Below are 20,345 nucleotides of genomic sequence, written 5' to 3'. Positions count from 1 at the left end.
AATTTGGGCGTTCGGGCGGGCTTTACGTTGCAATCTTTTTGCGAATAGCTCTTAACTTATTTCAAAATTTTAGATATTAAAATGCTTTTATTTTTTGTTTCCAATTTTTTGTTTTAAACATTCGCAAAAAGGATTTTCACTGCAATCCCTAACGCAATAGCTTGCTAACCTCAATAACATCACCAGGTTGCATACTACCCATTAAAACATTACCAATACGAACGCGAGCTAAACGCAAGGTAGGAAACCCCACAGCCGAGGTCATTTTTCGAACCTGCCTAAACTTGCCTTCGTTTAACGTTACCGAAATCCAACAGGTTGGCCCATGCCTATCATCACGTATTTTTTGTGTCGTTTCAGGAAGTTCTGGCAAAGCATCTAATTTAAACACTTTACAGGGTTTGGTCTTATACTTTTTACCATTAAAACCAATTTCTACACCTTGTTTTAATTGTTCTATAGCTTCAAGAGTTATGTCTCCATCAACTTGAGCATAATACTCCTTCTCTACTTTTTGGCTATTTATATAATCGCTTGTTTGTCCGTTAGTGGTTAAAAACAATAAACCTTCCGATTTTTCATCTAAACGCCCAATCGCCATGGTGCCTTCAGGAAAATCATGTAATTCACCTAAAAAATGTTTTTTTTGTTGTTTGGAATCGTTGCTTTTAAACTGACTTAAAAAGCGGTACGGTTTATAGATAATAAAATGCCTATGCTTACACATAAGCTTCTCCCAGAATTTTATAAACCAACTCCTTGGTTGGTTTTTGGCCACTAATTTTAGCTTTAACCACCTCGAAAGTTACTTTAAAATCGCAACCCGATTTGTAAGCCGAACAACCATAAGCCGTTTTTCCTTTAACAATATTTCCCGTTTTACACTTTGGGCATGTATTAGTATTCGTAGCTTCAGTTTTAGTTTCTGCAACCTTTTTTGTTGCGTTTTTTTTGGGTTCTAACTTCAAGTTAAAATGATCATCAAAACGCAATAAGCCTTCAACGGTTCCTGTTTCTGTTTTAAATCCTTTTAAATTTACAGTACTTCCTTTTTGCAACAACCTAATAAACTGTTTTTCCGATACTTTTTTATCGTAAACTTTAAAAGGCATTTTAAAATTACAACCCGATTTGTATTGCGTACACCCGTAGGCTGAATTCCCTTTTAGCAACGTTCCCTTTTTGCATTTCGGACAAGTTTCAGAAGTAATTCCTGCTTTTTTAATCTTAGTCTCTTTCGCCTTTCTGCTTTTAATTACATTAGCTTGCGATATATTGGCGCGTTTAGTTTCGGTTCTTACTTCGTAAACCAAAGCATCAACCATGCGCTTCATATTTTTTATAAAAGCAGCAGCGCTGTATTCGCCCTTTTCAATATCTTTTAATTGTTTTTCCCATTGCCCGGTAAGTTCTGCCGATTTCAACATTTCATTTTGAATCGTATCTATTAAAGCAATACCTGTTACAGTTGGCAAAACTTGTTTTTTATTACGTTTAATGTACTGGCGTTTAAACAAAGTTTCAATAATATTTGCCCGTGTTGACGGACGACCAATACCGTTTTCCTTCATTAAATCACGCAACTCATCATCATCTACTTGTTTACCTGCAGTTTCCATAGCTCGTAATAGCGAGGCCTCTGTAAACTGGTTTGGTGGCTTGGTTTCTTTTTCTAAAAACGAAGGCTCGTGTGGCCCTTTTTCGCCTTTAGAAAATGATGGCAAGGTTTTGTCATTTGTCACACTGAGCGCAGACGAAGTGTCGAAAACGACACGCCAACCTTTATCTAAAATTTCTTTTCCTGTTGTTTTAAATAGCACCTCTGCTGCATTACCAATAACTGTTGTATTTGCTACGGTACAATCGTCGTAAAAAACGGCTATAAAACGTCTTACAATAATATCGTAAACTTGCTGCTGTACAGGGTTTAACTGGGTTTGCATTCCTGTTGGAATAATGGCATGATGATCGGTAACTTTTTTATCGTTGAAAACCTTACTCGATTTTTTTATTTTTTTACCTAAAAGTGGTTGCGTTAAACTTGCATAATTAGTTAAGCTTTTAAGTATTGCCGGTACTTTTGGATAAATATCGTTAGGTAAAAACGTTGTATCTACTCTTGGATAGGTTACTACTTTACGCTCGTATAATAACTGTACAATTTTTAAAGTTTCGTCGGCCGAAAGTCCAAATTTTGTATTGCAATACACTTGCAACCCCGTTAAATCGAACAGTTTTGGTGCGTATTCTTTTCCTTTTTTCTTGGTGATGGATTCTATAGTAAAATCACTTTCTTTTACTTTAGCAGCAAGGGCTTCACCTTCTTCTTTTTTTGTGAATCTGCCGTCTTCGTAGCTAAAAAGTGTTTCGCGATAAGTGGTTTGTAATTCCCAGTAGGGTTGTGGTTTAAAATTTTCAATTTCTTTAAACCTGTTTACCACCATTGCCAAAGTTGGTGTTTGCACTCGGCCAACCGATAATACCTGCTTGTAACCACCATGCTTTACGGTGTACAATCTGGTAGCATTCATACCTAATAGCCAATCGCCAATGGCACGAGAAAAACCGGCATAGTATAAATTATCGTAATCGGTTGCGGGTTTTAGTTTATTAAAGCCTTCTTTTATGGCTTCGGTAGTTAATGAAGAAATCCATAAACGCTGTACTTCGCCTTTATAATTGGCTTCGTTTAATACCCAACGTTGTATAAGTTCTCCTTCTTGCCCTGCATCACCACAGTTTATAACCACATCGGCTTTATCAAATAAGGATTTTACTATTTTAAATTGTTTTTTTATCCCTGAGTTTGAAACCACTTTGGTCTCAAATTTTTCGGGCAGCATGGGTAAGTTATTTAAATCCCAGCTTTTCCAGTATGGTTTATAATCGTTGGGTTCTTTTAGCGTGCATAAATGCCCGAAAGTATAAGTTACAGCATAGCCATTGCCCTCGAAATACCCATCGCGTTTGGTATTTGCTCCCAAAACCGATGCTATTTCGCGCGCTACACTTGGCTTTTCTGCTATGCAAACTTTCATTTAAAACTTAATTAAAATTAGCGTTGCAAAATAGAAATTTTAATAGGTTTTTAAAAACAGATTTATGAGTAGTTATTAACCAATTTATAAGTTACAAACTTAACAAATACGCTCGCGTTAGGGATTGAGGTATTGTTGGAGCTCCTCGCAGAGAGCGACTACCGAAAGCCCGCCCGAACGCCCTAAATTTTTACCATTCGCGTAGTTTATTTAACTTTTCTTGTTCTTCTATTTCTTCTTGTGGAATTACTTTTAAGAACGACGAATGTTGCTCGATGGCGTATTCTATTTTTTTTACGATTTCTTCTGTGGTTTCGTTATCGTAATCAATGTCTAATGGCGCTTTTATTTCCATACTTTGTAGTATGTTTTTCTTTTTTATTCGAAGCCCTTTTTTATCGAAAGAGCGACGAAAACCATCTATTACTATAGGTACAACAACGGGTTTGTATTTTTTTATAATGTGTGCGGTTCCTTTTCTGATGGGCTTAAATGGTGTAGTTGTACCTTGCGGGAAGGTAATTACCCAACCATCGTCGAGCGCTTTACCTATATTTGATATGTCGCTCATTTTTACTTGACGTTTTACCTCTTTTCCGGCTGAACGCCATGTACGCTCGATTGGAATAGCGCCCGCATAAGCTAAAATTTTAGGCAACAAACCTGCTCGCATCGTTTCTTTGGCAGCTATATAATAGATATTAAGCTTTGGATGCCACAGGTAACCTACATTTTTTATTGAGTCTACTCGCCCACTTAGGCTTGCATTAAATACATGAAACATAGCTACTACATCGGCAAAATAGGTTTGATGGTTTGATATGAAAAGAACATTTGTATCTGGTAAATCTTTTATTATTTCTGATCCATCTATTTGTAACTCGTTAAAACCACGAAAACGTCTGTGGGTTATACCTCCCATGATTCGAATAAGCCATTTTTTTAGGAACAAAATATGCCCAAATGGATTTTTTTTAAACAATCCCATAAAATCTCACTTCAAAATAATTTGTGTACAAATGTAATAAAACTAAGTAACTACAGGCTCTGTTTTATTAAGTCTTTAATTTCACTAAGCATCATGGCAGTTGCCCCCCAAACAATATGCTTGTTTAATAAAAAGGCTGGCACTTCTACTTCTTGGCTGTAAGATGTTTTTAGTGTTTTAACAACCAAGGACTTATCGTTTAAAAATTCTTTTACATTTATTTGTAAAATGGCTTCTACTTCGCTTTCTTCCTTAATAAATTTTGGAGTGGCTGTTGTGTAAGCTAAAAATGGATGCACGTTAAAATTACTTGGCGGTATATATACTTGCGATAAAGCTCTTACAACAGAAATACTTTTTTGAGGTACACCAACTTCTTCAAAAGTTTCTCGTAATGCTGTTTGTTGTATGCTTGCATCTATTTCTTCAAATTTACCACCTGGAAATGCAACTTGAGCGGAGTGCACACCTTTATAAGTTTTACGCAATATTAAAACGAATTTTGTGTTGTTATGCATGTCAGGATAAAACAAGGCTAATACTCCTGCTTTTTTTGCCTCTTTAACTTGATGTTTTTGCTTTTTTAACAGCTCTTGCCTAAAGGGCGGTACCATTTTAAATTGCGATGCTTGTCCTAATAAATCTTTATTTTTTATTTTTGAAAGCACTATTAAAAAATCATTAAAATTCATTTATGCGTTTTATCTCTCTAGTTTTGGTTTGTATTATTTTTTTTAATTGTGAAGATAAAGAAACTAAAAAGAAAACTAATATTAATGCCTCGGTTGTATTAGAAAAACAAGATTCTATTAAAGCGAAGCCTGAGGCAAATAAAAAACTTACCACTAAAAGTGCTATGTATTTTTTTCAGGATTATGATAAAAAACATAAAGAAAATAAAGTACGTATTTATACCGATTATGGAAACATTGATATTTTACTTTTTAATGAAACTAAATACCACCGCGCTAATTTTATTTTTTTAACCAAACAGAATTATTTTGATAACACCCAATTTTATAGGGTTATTGATAATTTTATTATTCAAGGCGGTAATAGCGACGACACGAAAACGCAAGATAAGCGTAATGAAATAGGTATTTATTTATTACCCCCCGATACTAAACGTGGATTTAAACACGACAGAGGCACCATTTCTATGCCAAGTAGTGAAATTGAAGATGCTTACAAACTCGCTTCGCCTTATGAGTTTTTTATTGTTACGCAAAAAGGTGGGGCACATTTTTTAGATGGCGATTATACGGTGTTTGGTCGCGTTATAAACGGAATGGATGTTGCCGACAAAATATCGAGAGTAGAAACCGATGAAGCCGATTGGCCTAATAAAAATGTTTATATTAAAAAGGTTGAAATTATTGAGTAACCGGCTTTATGGTTTTATTAATTGCTGGTTTATTTGTTTTAAACCTTCAATGTTTCTTTTTAGTACTTGCTCTACATCTTCGGTTTTTATATGACCTAAAATACCCCAAGGCCCTTGGTAGCCTTCGTTTATTAACGCCTTAATCATACTTAATTCGTAATCGCCTTTACCTATAGGTAAAATTTGCGGGCCTTCCAGCTTAACACCATTTAAGTTTACATAAGATAAATGTGGTGTTATTTGTTTAGCTATATTTTTAAAATCGTTTAAATGCTCTAGTGCGTGATGAAAATTATAAACTATTGAAACAGAATCATCTTTTAATAGTTTTAAAATATCAAGCTGATTTAACGGGTTACCAAACCAACCATCGTGATTGTATAAAGCTATTTTGCAACCTAAAGCATCTGCTCTTTGTTTTATATACTTTATCATATTAGTAGATCGCTCTAAAGATTGTTTTTGATTTAAATCTTTAAAAAAATTATCGCTAAAACTAACCCAAATAGCAGGTTTAAAAGGTGCTTTTTTTAATTGATTTAAAAGTAATGTGTTTGCCTCGCTTAATTTACCAATGGTATCGCGTTGAGCGTTTAACCATAAAAATACCGATGTGATTTCTATATTATTTTGTTTGGCTAATTTAAATTCTTCGGCCATGGAACTAAAATCGGCTTTTCCACGATTGTATCCGTATTTTTTAAAGCCAAATTGTTTTAACATTTCTATACGTTGGGCTGGTGTTCTATCTTTTGAATCGAACCCAATAATGCACCATGGCGTAACTTCGCTTATTTTTATTGCATTTTCTTGACTATTTACACTGAAGCTGACACCTAATATAAACAGAAATACTTTGAGGTTTTTAAGCTGAATGATTTTAAAAAATTTCATGTTTAGTTAATTATTGCGTTAGGGATTGCAGTGGAAATCCTTTTGCCTAAGCAAAAGATTGTAACGGAAAGCCCGACCACGCCTTAAGCGGGGTAACGCCCAAATTATTTTAATTATTATAAATGTTAGGCAAAGCGAATTTAAATTTTACCGCTAATAAACGCGTTACTATTATTACAAAACCCGAAACAATATACACAATATTACTGTCTATTGGTAATTGACCAAGCACAAAATAAACCACACCACCTAATATACAAGTGGTTGCATAAATGGTTTCTCTGCGAAAAATTACAGGTATTTCGTTACACAGAATATCGCGAATTACACCGCCAAAACTCGCCGTCATGGTACCCAGAGCTATACATATTATGGGATGCAAATTGGCATTTATGCCTTTCTCTATACCTATTAAGGTGTACAAACCTATACCAATGGTATCGAACAACAGCAGTGAGGTTCGTAAATAATTTATTTTGCTTTTAAAGGTTATAGCAAAAATTGCTGATGCTATAATGACGTAGGTGTATGTGATGTCTTTCATCCAACTTACTGGTGTGTCTCCAATTAGTAAATCGCGTAATGTACCGCCACCAACGGCTGTTACAAAAGCAATTATAAGAATGCCAAACAAATCCATTTTTTTTTCCATGGCTACCAAAACGCCTGAAATAGCGAATGCAATGGTGCCTAAAATGTCGATGGTATAAAACATTACATTTGGTTGTTAATTTAGGTTGCTAAACTAATGAAAATGTTTTTTTTGATTTGTTATGTTTTAAAAATAGTAAGACTAAAAATATTAATATATTTTTTCGTTTTGTAACTTAAATCTAAAGATCTCAAAACTTGTTCGGGTTTAGCGATTTATACACATTTTTCTGCATTACACTTGAAATCTTTAAAATTGACTTGAAACTTAATATTTTATTGTTGCTTACTTTTATTTAAAGATCCCAAAACGAGTTTGGGATGAGCGATTCACACACATTTTTCTGCGTTACACTTGAAAAATGTGGTTCTCTGCTCACATATTTTGGGTGTAGAAATTATAATCTTTTAGAATGGTATCTATAAATTCTATATCCGATTTATGTTTCATGGATTTTAACCCCATTACACTCATAATTTTAGAACGTAATTTTATAAGCGTTGGGTAATCTTTTGATGCTTTTGCTGTTATGAACGTTTCTTTTATAATACGCGCATCATTATCAGATAACTTTATAACACTTGGGTAACTTGGTTTATAATCTTCAGACAAGTTTTCTAAAATAGTATGCTTTATGTTTACTTTATCTTTTAACGCTATAACTGCTGTTCCTGCAGCCATGTCACCTAAACGCTGTGTTTTTTTATTAAAAAGCATAACAAAAAAACCTAAACCAAAAATATAAACATCTACTACCCTAAAGAACCAACGCACCGCATAATCGGAAAATGTGGCTTGGTAACCATCTATTTTAACCACTTTTATTTTTAGTAAACGTTTGCCAATTGTTTGCCCCTGTAAAAAAGATTCCAAAGCTAATGTATAAAACATAACTGGAAAACTTAATACGGTATTAATGGCAATTTGTGACCATTGATCCATGTTTTGGTAGGCACCAACAGTATAACCCAAAAGCATCATATACCCGATTTTTATAGCATTATCTATAACAAAAGCCAATAAACGTTCTCCACCACCTGCAGCATTGAACGAAATTTTTACATTTTGAGTAGTGTTAATTTGTAACTCTGACATTTTATAATTTAATTTATAACCAATTATGAGGGAAGTTGCATTTATTAAGCAAAATAAGGAAAAATGGTTAAGTTTTGAAAAAGCTATCTTTAATAATGATTTTAAAGATGCCGATGAACTTGCTTCGCAATACATTCACGTTATAAACGATTTGGCTTACGCACAAACCTATTACCCTAAAAGTAAGGTCATTGTATATTTAAATCAACTTGCTGCAAAAGCCTACCAAAAAATTTATAAAACTAAAGCCGAAGACACCAATCGAATATTTAGATTCTGGAAAACCGAAGTACCTTTAATTTGCTACCAATACCGCAAGTTTATTTATGTTGCATTTATTATATTTTTTGCATTCACATTTATTGGTGCCATTTCTGCAGCTAACGACGGGGAATTTGTACGATCTATTTTAGGCGACGATTACGTTAATATGTCGCTTGAAAATATTGAAGCTGGCGACCCAGTAGCCGTCTACAAAAGCGGAAGTAATTGGGGTAGTTTTATTGGTATTACTATTAATAACCTTAAGGTAGGTATTATTGCTTTTGTTTTAGGCGTATTTTTAGGTATTGGCACCCTTTATATTATGTTTAAAAACTGTATAATGTTAGGTTCGTTTCAATACTTTTTTTACGATAAAGGTGTTTTTTGGGAAAGTGTCCGTGGTATTTGGATACACGGCTCTATGGAAATTTTTGCCATAGTTATTGAAGCCGCCGCTGGATTAATTTTAGGTGCTAGCATTTTATTTCCGGGTACACATTCGCGATATACATCATTTAAGCTCGGTGCAAAAACCGGAATAAAAATTTTAATTAGCACCTTCCCATTTACCTTTTGTGCAGGGTTTTTAGAAGGCTTTATTACACGATATTCTAACATTATGCCACATTGGCTATCGGTTGGTATTATTTTATCAACCTTAGGCTTTATTTCATATTACTATCTTATTTATCCTTTTAAAATTCAAAAACAAATTACTAAAAGCCCCCAAACAACTAACGCATCATTTGAATTTATTTAAATTACATACTTTAATTATTTGTGTGTTGATGCTTCATAGTTTTCAGCCGCTATATTGCTCTGAAATTATTCAGCAACCAGAACAATTACGCAAATTTGACGAGGATTTTAAATCGCGTTATTCTAGTGATAAATATAATTATGAAGGTGAAGAATTTATTGGTTATACCGAATCTGGTTCTGGTGAATACGAAGCATATAATGAAGAGAAAGTAAAAACAGAGGAAGAAGAAGATTCTAGTTTTATATCCTTCAATACACAACCTCTAAATTTAATCTTTTATATAGCCATTGCATTTGCGGTTATATTTTTAGCTTATATTTTAGTTAACGATGGTAGCTCTAACCTATTTACGTCCAGAAACCATAAAAAAGTTAATTATTCTGAAGATATCACTGCCGAAAATATTGAATCTGCCGATATAAAATCACTTATAAAAAATGCTGAAAACAACAATAATTTCAGATTAGCTATTCGGTATTATTACTTGTTAGTTCTTAAACAACTCAGTTTAAAAAACTACATAAAATTTGAAGACGACAAAACTAACAGTGAGTATTATAACGAAATTTCAGAAAAACCATTTAGTGAACAATTTTCATACACATCTTATTTGTACACTTACATTTGGTATGGTGAATTCCCTGTAAATACAGCACAATACAGCAAAGCCAAAGATAATTTTGAAACCCTTTTAAACACCATAAATCAATGAAAAAGGCCTTACCAATAATACTTGTTTTGGCGGCCATAATTATTGTTGGCGTATTTTTTATGGGCGTAAAAGTTACGCACACCGTAGATTGGGAAGAATCGTTTAACGAAAGAAGTAACAAACCTTATGACACCAGTATTTTCTACAAAGAATTAAATAACTTATTCAAAGACCGTAAAATAAGAACCATTTACCATCAACCCGACAGTTATTTACAAGCCAATTCTGAGGATGGCTATGGCGACCATACCGCAAAAGGAAACTACATTATAATTGGTAATACCGATTATTTAAGCGAAAAATCTATTGACGAACTTTTAAATTTTGTTGATAATGGCAATACACTTTTTTTATCAGATTATGTATTTCCGCAAAAGTTTCACGATACTTTAGATGTTAGCATTGATTATTTAAATAACGAAAAAGATAGCATTACCTATCACTCCTTAAAGTATCTGGATATTAAAAATATAAAGACCGACAGAAGTGCTTTTATGCAGTATTTCTCTTATTTCGATAGCATTAATCACAGCGTTTTAGGGCATTCTAAAATCGATAAAAACTTTGTTAATTTTATAAAAGTGCCGTTTGGTAAAGGTCAAGTGTATTTACATACCGAACCCAAGGTATTTACCAATTACAATATTTTAAAAAACAACCGCTACAAATACGTTGAAGGTTTAATATCGTATTTACCAGATGATGATATTTATTTCGACTCTTATACAAAAATACAAACGCGCTATACTGCCGATGTAGAAAAAGAATCGAATTTAAGTTGGTTTTTACAACAGCCCGCTTTTAAATGGGCTTGGTATACCTCAATAATTTTTGGTATCTTATTTATGATTTTTAATGCTAAACGTCGCCAACGCATCATTAAAATTATAAAACCGCTGCAAAACACAACTGTTGGTTTTGTAAAAACAGTGTCTAATTTATATTTAGAAACTCAAGATTATAAAAATATAGTCGATAAAAAAATCACCTATTTTTTAGAGCGCATTCGAACCGATTATCATATAAATACTACTGTTTTAGATGATGCTTTTTTAACAAAATTAAGCGCTAAAACAGGCAAGAAAAAAGAAGACATTAAACCGCTTATAAATTATATAAATTGGTTACGAAGTAAAAATGAGTTTTTTGAAGAAAACTTAATTAAGTTAAACCGCCAAATTGAAGCATTTTACACAAAATAATTATGGAAGACAGTCAAGATAAAAAACCAGAAGATGTTGTGTCGTCTATCGACGATAGCGCTTTAAACAGCACTAACGACTTACAATTTAAAAACCGCTTAGATTTAACCGAACTGCAACAAAGTATAGCCAATATAAAACAAGAAGTTGGTAAAGTTATAGTTGGGCAAAAAGACATGGTAGATATGCTTATTGCGTCGCTTTTAGCTAAAGGCCATAGTTTAATTGAAGGTGTTCCGGGTGTAGCCAAAACGGTTACCGCTAAATTACTAGCAAAATCGTTAAGCGTTGGGTTTAGCCGCATACAATTTACACCCGATTTAATGCCAAGTGACATTTTAGGAACATCGGTTTTTAACTTAAAAAATTCGGAGTTTGAGTTTAAAAAAGGGCCTATTTTTTCGAATATGATTTTAATTGATGAAATAAACCGTGCCCCAGCAAAAACACAAGCCGCCCTATTTGAGGTTATGGAAGAACAGCAAATAACTATTGATGGTAATAAATTTTTATTAGATGCACCCTTTATGGTTTTAGCAACCCAAAACCCAGTAGAACAAGAAGGCACTTACCGGTTACCTGAAGCCCAATTAGACCGTTTTTTATTTAAAATAGACGTTGATTATCCCGATTTAGAAGATGAAATTGAAATTTTATCGCGCGAGCATCAACTGCAAGACAAAGAAAAAACCAATCAAATTACATCGTTTTTAACCGCAGAGCAAATTGCAAAATATCAACATTTAGTAACTCAGGTTTTAGTTGAAGCACATTTGCTAAAATACATTGCACAAATAATTGTGGCTACAAGAAGCAATCCATTTTTATACTTAGGTGCTTCGCCTAGAGCATCTATTGCCATTTTAAAATCAAGTAAAGCCTTTGCTGCTATGGGTGGTAGAGATTTTGTAACACCAGAAGATATTAAACGCGCTGCTATTCCTGTATTACACCACCGTGTTATTGTTACACCAGAGCGCGAAATGGAAGGCGTAACTAGCAAACAGGTAATAAAACAAATTATTGAAACGGTTGAAATACCAAGATAAAGGCTTATTTGGACAGCAATTAAAAATAAGGTATTGAAATATTTTAACTTATAATAACATAAAATCTGAGAATAAATAATAGCATATTTAAAATTGAAACTATTTAAACCCTTTTACATACAACCCCGTTTTTTTTACACCGGAATTGCTATTGTAGTTTTATTTACTACAAGTTATTTTATTCCGTCGCTATTTAACGTAGCTCAACTGTTAATTTTGGCGTTAGTGGTGTTGTTTGTTTTAGATGTTTTAATCGTTTTTATAGGGAAAAACAAAATTGAAGCCACTCGAGAATTACCCGATAAATTCTCGAATGGCGACAATAATTCTGTAATATTAAACCTAAGTAACTACTACCCTTTTACAATTAATTTAGAGATTATTGATGAAATACCAGAGCAATTTCAAGTACGCGACTTTAAATTAAAAGATAGCATTGCTTCGCGAAAAACAAAAACCATAAACTACCTATTAAAGCCGACCGAACGTGGCGAATATAAATTTGGCAGTTTAAATATTTACGCGTCTTCCGCATTAAAAATTGTAGCCAAACGCTATACATTTAATGCCGATGCTATGGTGCCAACTTACCCAAGTTTTAAACAGTTAAAAAAGTTTGAACTTTTAAATATTAATAAAAACTCCTTTGAATATGGCCTAAAAAAAGTACGTCGCTTGGGTCATTCTATGGAATTCGAACAAATAAAAGAATACGTTTTAGGCGACGATTTACGCACTATAAACTGGAAAGCTACGGCAAAGAAAAACCAATTGATGGTAAACCAGTTTCAAGACGAAAAATCGCAACCTGTTTATTCCATTATCGATAAAGGACGTATTATGAAAATGCCTTTTAACGGTTTAAGCCTTTTAGATTATGCCATAAATGCCGCTTTAGTTATTAGCAATGTCGTTTTAAAAAAGCAAGATAAAGCGGGTATGTTTTCATTTTCTAAAAAAACAGAAAACGTGGTAGTTGCAGAGCGCAGAAATTCGCAAATGCAACTTATTTTAGAATCGCTTTACAACGTAAAAACCGACTATTTTGAAACCGATTTTAGTCGATTATACACCAACCTCAAAAAACATGTTAAGCAACGTAGTTTACTTTTAATGTATACTAATTTTGAAACACTTGATGGTTTAGAGCGCCAACTACCTTATTTAAAAGCGATAGCTAAAAGTCACTTACTCGTGGTAATCTTCTTTAAAAATACCGAGTTAAACGAACTCATTAATAACAAAGCCGAAACTGTTGAGCAAGTTTACGATAAAGTTATTGCCGAAAAATTCGATTTCGAAAAACGCCTTATTGTAAACGAACTAAAGAAATATGGTATTCACTCCATTTTAACTTCTCCTGAACAATTAACCATTAATACCATCAACAAGTATTTAGAAGTTAAAGCACGTGGTTTATTATAAAATTCACAATTCAGCATATAATTTCTACAATTGAGTCATTGTAATTATTAAACACTGGTTTTCTATTAGATATTTGAAGTGTAAAACAACATAAATCACTTTAAATTATGAAAACGCTAACATCAATCATTCTATTAACATTATCCACATTTTTTGGAAATGCCCAAGAATCAGAAGAAAAAGGCCAATCTATTACTGTAACTATTGAAAATATTACCAACAATAATGGGCATGTTTTACTAACGCTACACAACGAAACTACTTTTATGAAGGCTGCACCGTTAAAATCTGAAAAAAGTGAAATTAAAGAAGGTAAAGTCATTATCACTTTTAAAAACATATTACCAGGAACTTATGCTATTATAGGCACACACGACCAAAACGATAATAATCGTATGGATTTTTATGATACAGGGATGCCTAAAGAATCGTATGGTGTTTCAAACAACCCTGTAATGTATGGACCACCAGAATTTGCTCAGGCAAAATTTATGGTTACTAACAAAAACTTAGATCTAAATATAACTTTTTAGTTATATTTAGATTTATTGAACCAATTTCCAATAAAACTTAAGTTCAGCGTTAATTTATGATACTTTTCTTGAATTAAATGGTTGCTTACGGTTCCTTCGCTACCATAAGAATATGAAAGATTTAAGGTAGCACGGTTTGATAGTGGTAAACCTAAACCCGCTGAAATGAAATAACTATTTATTTCTTGATCAGAAATTGTTAAAAACCCAGAGTTGTAATTAAACCCAAAACGATAACTAACGTTACTAAAATATTTACTACTAGGTTCAGGAATATATTCAGCTCCTAAGCCATAGATATATTGATTAGAGTAAGATTGACTATCTTGATATTGGTCTGTTTCATCCCAGAATAAATTAGTAAAATCTACACTTGCGGTTAAGTTTTTATTTATTTTAGAAGTTACCCCTATACCATAAACAAATGGAAATTCAAAATCATCTAACTCTGATTCTTCTTCAAAATCTATAAAAATTGCCGATCCATTTACTGATGTTTTATAAGACGTTCTTACCTGATCTCCACTTAAAGTAGTTGGCAGCTCTATTATACCCCCTAAGGTAAGCGCTCGGTCAGCTTCATTAAAAATGTTATATTGCAATCCTGCTTTAAGCTTAAAACCATTGTATTGGTTCATATCAGAAATATTTACTAAAGACTCATAAAACAAAGTATTTTCTTGGTTTATGCTCCCAAAAAGGTAAGTTAAATCTAAACCAACAGATAATCTATCGTTAAACTTATAACCTCCTGCCACATAAACTTTATTTAAACCTCCTGATCCTGTTACACGATTAATATAAGTATCTTCTGAACCTTCAATATAACTTTCAACATCAATATCGTAACCCACTTTTGTGTAAGGCAAAAGTCCAAAACTTAAACCTAATTTTGGTGTAACCGGAAATGCCATTACTACGTGAGATATATTAAAATCTGTTGTATTATCGCTTTCTTGAGTTGTTTCTAATTTTGAGCTAATTCCATTTAAACCAAACTCAAATAAAAATGTTTTTAACTCTACATTTCCTAAACTGGCAGGGTTAAACAAATTAATTTCACCAGATTTATTTTGTGCCAAACCAGTATTACCTAAACCTGTTAAGCCTGATGTAGCTGTTTTATTTTCTACACCTAAACCATATAAAGAGTAAGGTGAACTAGTATCGTTTTGAGAGTAACAAAAAGTTGTTATTAAAGTAAAAAACAACAAATATTGTAATTTATTCATTTAAATATATTTAGTATTTTAAATAGGTAACAGATAATTTAATGTTTTCTGAAAAACTATCACCTAAACTTTTAATAATCATTTTATCGGTTTTTTGCTGATAATCTACAAATTGTATCATTATTGCATACTCTAAATCTGTTTCAGATAATAGAATTGTTTGCACAAAACCACTCATATCAATTGTGTAATAGGTGTTTTCATTAAATTCGTCTTCATCATCAGAAAGTAAAGCTAGTGCTTCACTACCATCAAAATCAGTTAATTGAGATATAATTCTATTTTGACTATCTACAATATACACTAAAAGGCTTTCTTCCAAAGATTCTTTATCGTAAAGGTTATCTATTTGAGGAAAAAACTTTAATTCTGCATTTAGCACAGCACTTTCATCAGAAAACACATTTAAATCTCTGATGGTTGGCATTTCAATTCTGGCACAAATTCCAGTTCCAGCTTGAACAAAAATCTCATCGTTAGTATCTTCGCTAGACAATGTAATATCTTGCTCTGTTAACTCAGGAAATTCTGTGCTAATATATTCTATTCTATTATATTGGTCTGCTTCAGAGGTTATATAAAAACTTAAAACTTGATCATTATCTTCGTCGGTGTCATCCTCCTTTAATGTGTAATAAATTCTTAAACTGGAGTTATCCTCAATAGTAGTGTCTGAAGAAAAAGCAAAACCCATTACATTGCTATCTACAGCATCAGGGATAACCGTTAAGCCGTTAAAGTTTTGTAATAAATCATCTAGAGTGTTTATATCATTATCTTGAATACCATCAAATATTTCCTTTCCAAAATCATCATCTAACCGAATGTAAACAGAATCGGTAGTTGAATTAGGTCTGAAACCTTGTTTAGTCACTTCACCAAGTGGATCCGGATCATAACTTAAATGTGCCGAAGTATTATAGAAACTTGTATTATCGTCGTAAGGCTCAAAATAATCTAATACTTCATGCACTCTGTATGTTTGTACTCGAGTGGTGTCTCCATAATAATAGGTATCATAATTTAAAACTAACCCTATAGAATCGAAAACAGCATCGTCATCTAGCGAAAAATCAGAATTTCTAACCTGAAAATAAGATTGAGAAATTAAATGCCCAAAATCTTCATCATCGGCACTACCAATTAGTATTCTTCCAGTGCTTGAAGTTATTAAGGAATCTAGTTTAAATGTTCCTGCCTTTATTGAAAAGGTGTCTATTACCTGAATATTTATATCGTTTTCAATAAAATCTTCCCCAACAGGATAGCTGTTTACATCACTAGAACATGACATAATTAACATCATTATAGATATGCAACTAAAAAAAAGTATTCTCATTTATAAGCATTTTTAAAAACCAAAAATATCTGTATATTTAATTATGTGGGTGTATAAATAGATTAATTTGACTATTTCATAGACCAACATGTAAATTATTTGTTAAAAACGCAAATAAACGATTATTTATTAAATTTATAGATACATTTAACGAAAACATAGAGAAATATTAGTTATTGGTCTATTTTGTAGTAATTGCAACTTTTATTGAATCTAGATTTGTAAAAGCTTTTTTTTAAGCGAAAAAAATTGGCTATTATTGTAAAAATTTATTAAACAAATTAACGAAGAATGAAATTAACAAAAAAGTATCCAGTTTTACTATTATTGGCTTTATCAATATTTGTAGTAAGCTGTAATAATGACGATGACTCTGATGAGTATGGAAACTGGGTGGAAAGCTCAACATTTGATGGTGACTCCCGAGGAAACGCCGTTAGTTTTACTATTGGTACTAAAGGCTATTTAGTTACAGGTTATGATGGTGATGATTACTTAACTGACCTTTGGGAATATGACTCTGAAGGTGATTATTGGCTTGAAAAAGCAACCTTTCCTGGAACAGCACGTAGTGGAGCTGTTGGTTTTGCTTTAAACGGTAAAGGATACATTGGTACGGGTTACGATGGCAACGATGAATTAAATGACTTTTGGGAATACGACCCAACCACTGACACTTGGACTCAAGTAGCAGATTTTCCTGGTACTGCTAGATACGGAGCGATTGGTTTTGCTATTGGTGGTTACGGTTATGTTGGTACTGGTTACGATGGTAGTGAACAAAAAGATTTTTACAGATATGATGCTACTACAGATAGCTGGGAACAAGTTGTTGGTTTTGGTGGAGAAAAACGCCAAAATGGAGCTGTATTTGTAATAAACGATATAGCTTATATTGGTACAGGAACTAACGATGGTGCTATTGAGTACGATTTTTACTCGTTTGATGGAACTACTTTTACAAGATTAACTGATTTAGATGATGATGATTTAGATGAAGATATTATCTTCTCTAGTACAGCTGGTTTCTCTTTAAACGGTTTAGGTTATTTTGCCACTGGTTTACAAGGTGCTTTAACTACAGAATGTTGGGAATATGATCCTGCAACAGATACTTGGGATGAAATGCCAAACTTTGAAGGTTCTGCAAGACAAGACGCTTCTGCATTTAGCTTTGACACCAAAGCGTATGTTTTAATGGGAAGAAGTAGTAGTTTTTATTTTGATGATGTTTGGGAATTTAGACCAGATGAATTAGAAGATGAAGATGATTAATTAAAAACAATTAATCTGATTTTAATATAAAGGTTGAGTTTTGGATAAGAGTTATACTCACAATCAAGTCCAAACTCAACTTTTTTTTACCCTTTATTTTATCATAGTTTAATAACCTTTTCTTGTTCTAATTTTTAGATTTTGATTAATTTAAAAAAAATTCCCCCTGCCATAATACATATTTTAATATGGATGGTATTTTTAGTTTCTAGTTCTAGCCAAATTTATTTAAAAATAGGAACTCTTCCGCTAGATTTTATAATACGCTCTATAATTATAATTATAGCATTTTATTTAAATTATAATCTTTTTGTACCCAACCTATTACTTAACAAAAAAATCCCTTTGTTTTTTCTGGTAACCTTCGTATTCTGTTTTTTGTTTACATTTTTGCTGGAAGAAATAGCTCCAAGACCTATAGACCCCAATATAAACACCAGTATAAAACCACCTAAACCTGCTCCTTTTTTATTACACTTTCGTGGATTTTTTCCATCAGGCGGAATTTTATTACTCATGTTTGCGTTAAGCACAAGTATAAGGTTAGGTATTGAGTGGTTTAAATCAGAAAAAAAGCGTGTTGAAATCGAATCTCAACGTGTAAATTCTGAACTTTCGTTTTTAAAAGCGCAACTAAATCCTCATTTTTTATTCAACTCATTAAACAGTATTTATTCTTTAGCTAATAAACAATCTAAAGACACCACAAATGCCATTGTTATCCTATCAGATTTAATGCGATATATGATTTATGAAGCCAATAAGGAATCTGTACCTTTAGAACGTGAAGTAGATTATATTAAAAATTATATTTCTTTACAACTATTACGTTTAAAAGACTCTAGCAACGTAAAAGTAAATATTCGTGGTAATTTAAAATACAACATAGTACCGCTAATACTTATTTCGTTTATAGAAAATGCCTTTAAATATGGTACCGATTTTAAAGGACGCACAAATGTTACCATAAAATTAGATATTGAAGACGAAGTTTTAAAACTTTACGTTTACAATACTGTATCGCATTTACAACAAAAATCAGAAAATTCTGGAATTGGGCTGGTAAACATAAAAAATAGATTAAATTTACTTTATCCAAACCAACACACCATAGACATTAAAAACGACAACCATAGTTATGAAGTAAACCTAACTTTAAAACTAAAAAAGTTATGATTTCTTGTATAATTATAGATGATGAACCTTTAGCATTAGAATTGCTAGAAGATTTTATATCTAATATTTCCTTTTTAAATTTAGTAGCATCATGCTCTAATGGTTTTGAAGCCACAAATATATTACACGAACAAAAAATAGATTTAATTTTTACAGATATTGAAATGCCTAATTTTTCGGGTATAGACATTATAAAATCTTTAGAGTACACACCCCATTTTATATTTACAACTGCCTACTCACAGTATGCTGTTGAAGGCTTCAACTTAAACGCTATCGATTATCTTGTAAAACCAATTCCTTATCATAGATTTTTAAAAGCAGCAAAACGCGCACATGGATTAATTACAGATAAACAACCTGTAAACACTACAACTATAATTAATAAACCTGTAACAAATTTAGAACCTTTTATTTTTGTAAAATCTGAATACGAAAATATTAAAGTAAATATTAACGATATTAAATATATTGAAGGCTTAAAAGATTACATAAAAATTCATACCAAAGCAGCAAAACCCATTTTAACACTAAATAGCCTAAAAAACTTCGAAGAAAAATTAAGTCAAGAAAATTTTATTCGTGTACACAAATCCTATATCGTTTCAATAAACCATATACAATCCGTACAACGTAATAGAATAATAATCGATGATAAATGGATTCCTATAGGCATTAGCTACAAAAACGACTTTATAAAACGAATTGATGGATAAAAAAACGCAACCAAACCTAAATAATATAGGCGATTGCGTTTTTTGCTATTAACCAACTTTAATTAAAACTAAATATTTTTAAACAGTTTCACTTAACCAAGCTTTCATCATCCAAACTGTTTTTTCTTGCTCTGTAATAAAATCACTCATCATTGAGCTTGTTCCTTCATCGTTAGCATCACCAGCCTTTTCTAAAAGTGCTCTTTCAATTTTTAATAATTCGCTTAACGAATCTACAATTAACTGTACTGCTTTTTCATCTTGAGAGATGTTTTTTCCAACAGGTACCTTTCCGTTTTTAGAATAATCTTCAAACGTATGTAGTGGCGTTTCACCTAAAGTTAATATACGTTCTGCAATTTCATCAACCTTTACATTAGCATCGGTATATAATTCTTCAAATTTAGCGTGTAAATCAAAAAATCGCTTCCCTTTAATATTCCAATGTATACCTCTTAAATTTTGATAATAAATTTGGAAATTAGCTAACAGTTGATTTAAATCGTTTGCTAGTGCTTTTGTTTTTTCGGTATCTAAACCTATACTATTGAGTGTCATATTTTATGTGCTTTTGTTATACTTACAAATTTACTACATATTTATCCCTT

At 32.2% G+C, this 20,345-nt stretch carries 20 protein-coding genes; 10 read left to right on the top strand and 10 right to left on the bottom strand.

Annotated features, from left to right (window positions below; all coding sequences use genetic code 11):
• Window positions 1-148: 148 nt before the first annotated feature.
• From LG649_RS08665 to LG649_RS08650, 4 genes are all read right to left on the bottom strand, one after another.
• Window positions 149-727 carry a pseudouridine synthase gene (locus LG649_RS08665; RefSeq protein ID WP_226543367.1) on the bottom strand — a complete coding sequence of 193 codons (579 nt, stop codon included), beginning with the start codon at window positions 725-727 and terminating at the stop codon, window positions 149-151.
• Window positions 720-3,038, bottom strand: coding sequence for a type IA DNA topoisomerase (locus LG649_RS08660; protein ID WP_226543365.1), 2,319 nt, complete (start codon window positions 3,036-3,038; stop codon window positions 720-722). The genes LG649_RS08665 and LG649_RS08660 overlap by 8 nt, the downstream gene beginning before the upstream one ends.
• Before the next feature lie 190 nt (window positions 3,039-3,228).
• Window positions 3,229-4,026 carry a lysophospholipid acyltransferase family protein gene (locus LG649_RS08655; protein WP_226543363.1) on the bottom strand — a complete coding sequence of 266 codons (798 nt, stop codon included), beginning with the start codon at window positions 4,024-4,026 and terminating at the stop codon, window positions 3,229-3,231.
• Window positions 4,027-4,076: 50 nt separating this feature from the next.
• Window positions 4,077-4,718, bottom strand: a complete 642-nt coding sequence (locus LG649_RS08650) for an NUDIX hydrolase (RefSeq protein WP_226543361.1) — start codon at window positions 4,716-4,718, stop codon at window positions 4,077-4,079.
• A gap of 2 nt (window positions 4,719-4,720) precedes the next feature.
• On the opposite strand from LG649_RS08650, the gene LG649_RS08645 reads away from it, so the two are divergent.
• A complete protein-coding gene (locus LG649_RS08645) occupies window positions 4,721-5,410 on the top strand; it encodes a peptidylprolyl isomerase (RefSeq protein ID WP_226543359.1) in 690 nt (229 codons plus the stop codon).
• A 6-nt stretch (window positions 5,411-5,416) separates the two neighbouring features.
• On the opposite strand, the gene LG649_RS08640 is transcribed toward LG649_RS08645, so the two are convergent.
• From LG649_RS08640 to LG649_RS08630, 3 genes are all read right to left on the bottom strand, one after another.
• Entirely contained in the window at window positions 5,417-6,304 is an 888-nt protein-coding gene (locus LG649_RS08640; RefSeq protein WP_226543357.1) for a sugar phosphate isomerase/epimerase family protein, read from the bottom strand.
• Window positions 6,305-6,413: 109 nt separating this feature from the next.
• Window positions 6,414-7,019 (bottom strand): trimeric intracellular cation channel family protein, encoded by a 606-nt coding sequence (locus LG649_RS08635; protein ID WP_226543356.1) that lies wholly within the window; start codon window positions 7,017-7,019, stop codon window positions 6,414-6,416.
• 312 nt (window positions 7,020-7,331) lie between these two features.
• A complete protein-coding gene (locus LG649_RS08630; RefSeq protein ID WP_226543354.1) occupies window positions 7,332-8,051 on the bottom strand; it encodes an RDD family protein in 720 nt (239 codons plus the stop codon).
• 25 nt (window positions 8,052-8,076) lie between these two features.
• Between LG649_RS08630 and LG649_RS08625 the strand changes: the two genes are divergently transcribed.
• The 6 genes from LG649_RS08625 to LG649_RS08600 all read left to right on the top strand — a co-directional run bounded on the left by LG649_RS08625 (window position 8,077) and on the right by LG649_RS08600 (window position 13,999).
• A complete protein-coding gene (locus LG649_RS08625; RefSeq protein WP_226543353.1) occupies window positions 8,077-9,075 on the top strand; it encodes a stage II sporulation protein M in 999 nt (332 codons plus the stop codon).
• Window positions 9,062-9,790, top strand: coding sequence for a hypothetical protein (locus LG649_RS08620; protein ID WP_226543351.1), 729 nt, complete (start codon window positions 9,062-9,064; stop codon window positions 9,788-9,790). Before LG649_RS08625 ends, LG649_RS08620 begins: the two co-directional genes overlap by 14 nt.
• Entirely contained in the window at window positions 9,787-10,992 is a 1,206-nt protein-coding gene (locus tag LG649_RS08615; protein ID WP_226543349.1) for a DUF4350 domain-containing protein, read from the top strand. Before LG649_RS08620 ends, LG649_RS08615 begins: the two co-directional genes overlap by 4 nt.
• 2 nt (window positions 10,993-10,994) lie before the next feature.
• Entirely contained in the window at window positions 10,995-12,041 is a 1,047-nt protein-coding gene (locus LG649_RS08610) for an AAA family ATPase (protein ID WP_226543347.1), read from the top strand.
• 93 nt (window positions 12,042-12,134) lie between these two features.
• On the top strand, window positions 12,135-13,466 hold the full coding sequence (locus LG649_RS08605) for a DUF58 domain-containing protein (protein WP_226543345.1): 1,332 nt from the start codon (window positions 12,135-12,137) through the stop codon (window positions 13,464-13,466).
• Window positions 13,467-13,573: 107 nt separating this feature from the next.
• Window positions 13,574-13,999 carry a DUF2141 domain-containing protein gene (locus tag LG649_RS08600; protein ID WP_226543343.1) on the top strand — a complete coding sequence of 142 codons (426 nt, stop codon included), beginning with the start codon at window positions 13,574-13,576 and terminating at the stop codon, window positions 13,997-13,999.
• Here LG649_RS08600 and LG649_RS08595 read toward each other — a convergent pair.
• Both LG649_RS08595 and LG649_RS08590 read right to left on the bottom strand, forming a co-directional pair.
• Window positions 13,996-15,231 carry an OmpP1/FadL family transporter gene (locus LG649_RS08595; protein WP_226543334.1) on the bottom strand — a complete coding sequence of 412 codons (1,236 nt, stop codon included), beginning with the start codon at window positions 15,229-15,231 and terminating at the stop codon, window positions 13,996-13,998. The two genes, LG649_RS08600 and LG649_RS08595, sit on opposite strands and share 4 nt — an antisense overlap.
• 10 nt (window positions 15,232-15,241) lie before the next feature.
• Entirely contained in the window at window positions 15,242-16,570 is a 1,329-nt protein-coding gene (locus LG649_RS08590) for a DUF4270 family protein (protein ID WP_226543332.1), read from the bottom strand.
• A 291-nt stretch (window positions 16,571-16,861) separates the two neighbouring features.
• On the opposite strand from LG649_RS08590, the gene LG649_RS08585 reads away from it, so the two are divergent.
• The 3 genes from LG649_RS08585 to LG649_RS08575 all read left to right on the top strand — a co-directional run bounded on the left by LG649_RS08585 (window position 16,862) and on the right by LG649_RS08575 (window position 19,737).
• Entirely contained in the window at window positions 16,862-17,845 is a 984-nt protein-coding gene (locus LG649_RS08585; RefSeq protein ID WP_226543331.1) for a Kelch repeat-containing protein, read from the top strand.
• A 378-nt stretch (window positions 17,846-18,223) separates the two neighbouring features.
• Window positions 18,224-19,021, top strand: coding sequence for a sensor histidine kinase (locus LG649_RS08580; protein ID WP_226543329.1), 798 nt, complete (start codon window positions 18,224-18,226; stop codon window positions 19,019-19,021).
• Window positions 19,018-19,737: a LytR/AlgR family response regulator transcription factor gene (locus LG649_RS08575; RefSeq protein ID WP_262904485.1), complete on the top strand. Its 720-nt coding sequence runs from the start codon at window positions 19,018-19,020 to the stop codon at window positions 19,735-19,737. The genes LG649_RS08580 and LG649_RS08575 overlap by 4 nt, the downstream gene beginning before the upstream one ends.
• 78 nt (window positions 19,738-19,815) lie before the next feature.
• On the opposite strand, the gene LG649_RS08570 is transcribed toward LG649_RS08575, so the two are convergent.
• Window positions 19,816-20,295, bottom strand: coding sequence for a Dps family protein (locus LG649_RS08570; protein ID WP_226543327.1), 480 nt, complete (start codon window positions 20,293-20,295; stop codon window positions 19,816-19,818).
• Window positions 20,296-20,345 lie beyond the last annotated feature (50 nt).

It is taken from the genome of Neotamlana laminarinivorans, assembly GCF_020523925.1.
Classification (GTDB): Bacteria; Bacteroidota; Bacteroidia; order Flavobacteriales; family Flavobacteriaceae; genus Neotamlana; species Neotamlana laminarinivorans.
This window is presented reverse-complemented; position numbering and strand designations above follow the sequence as displayed.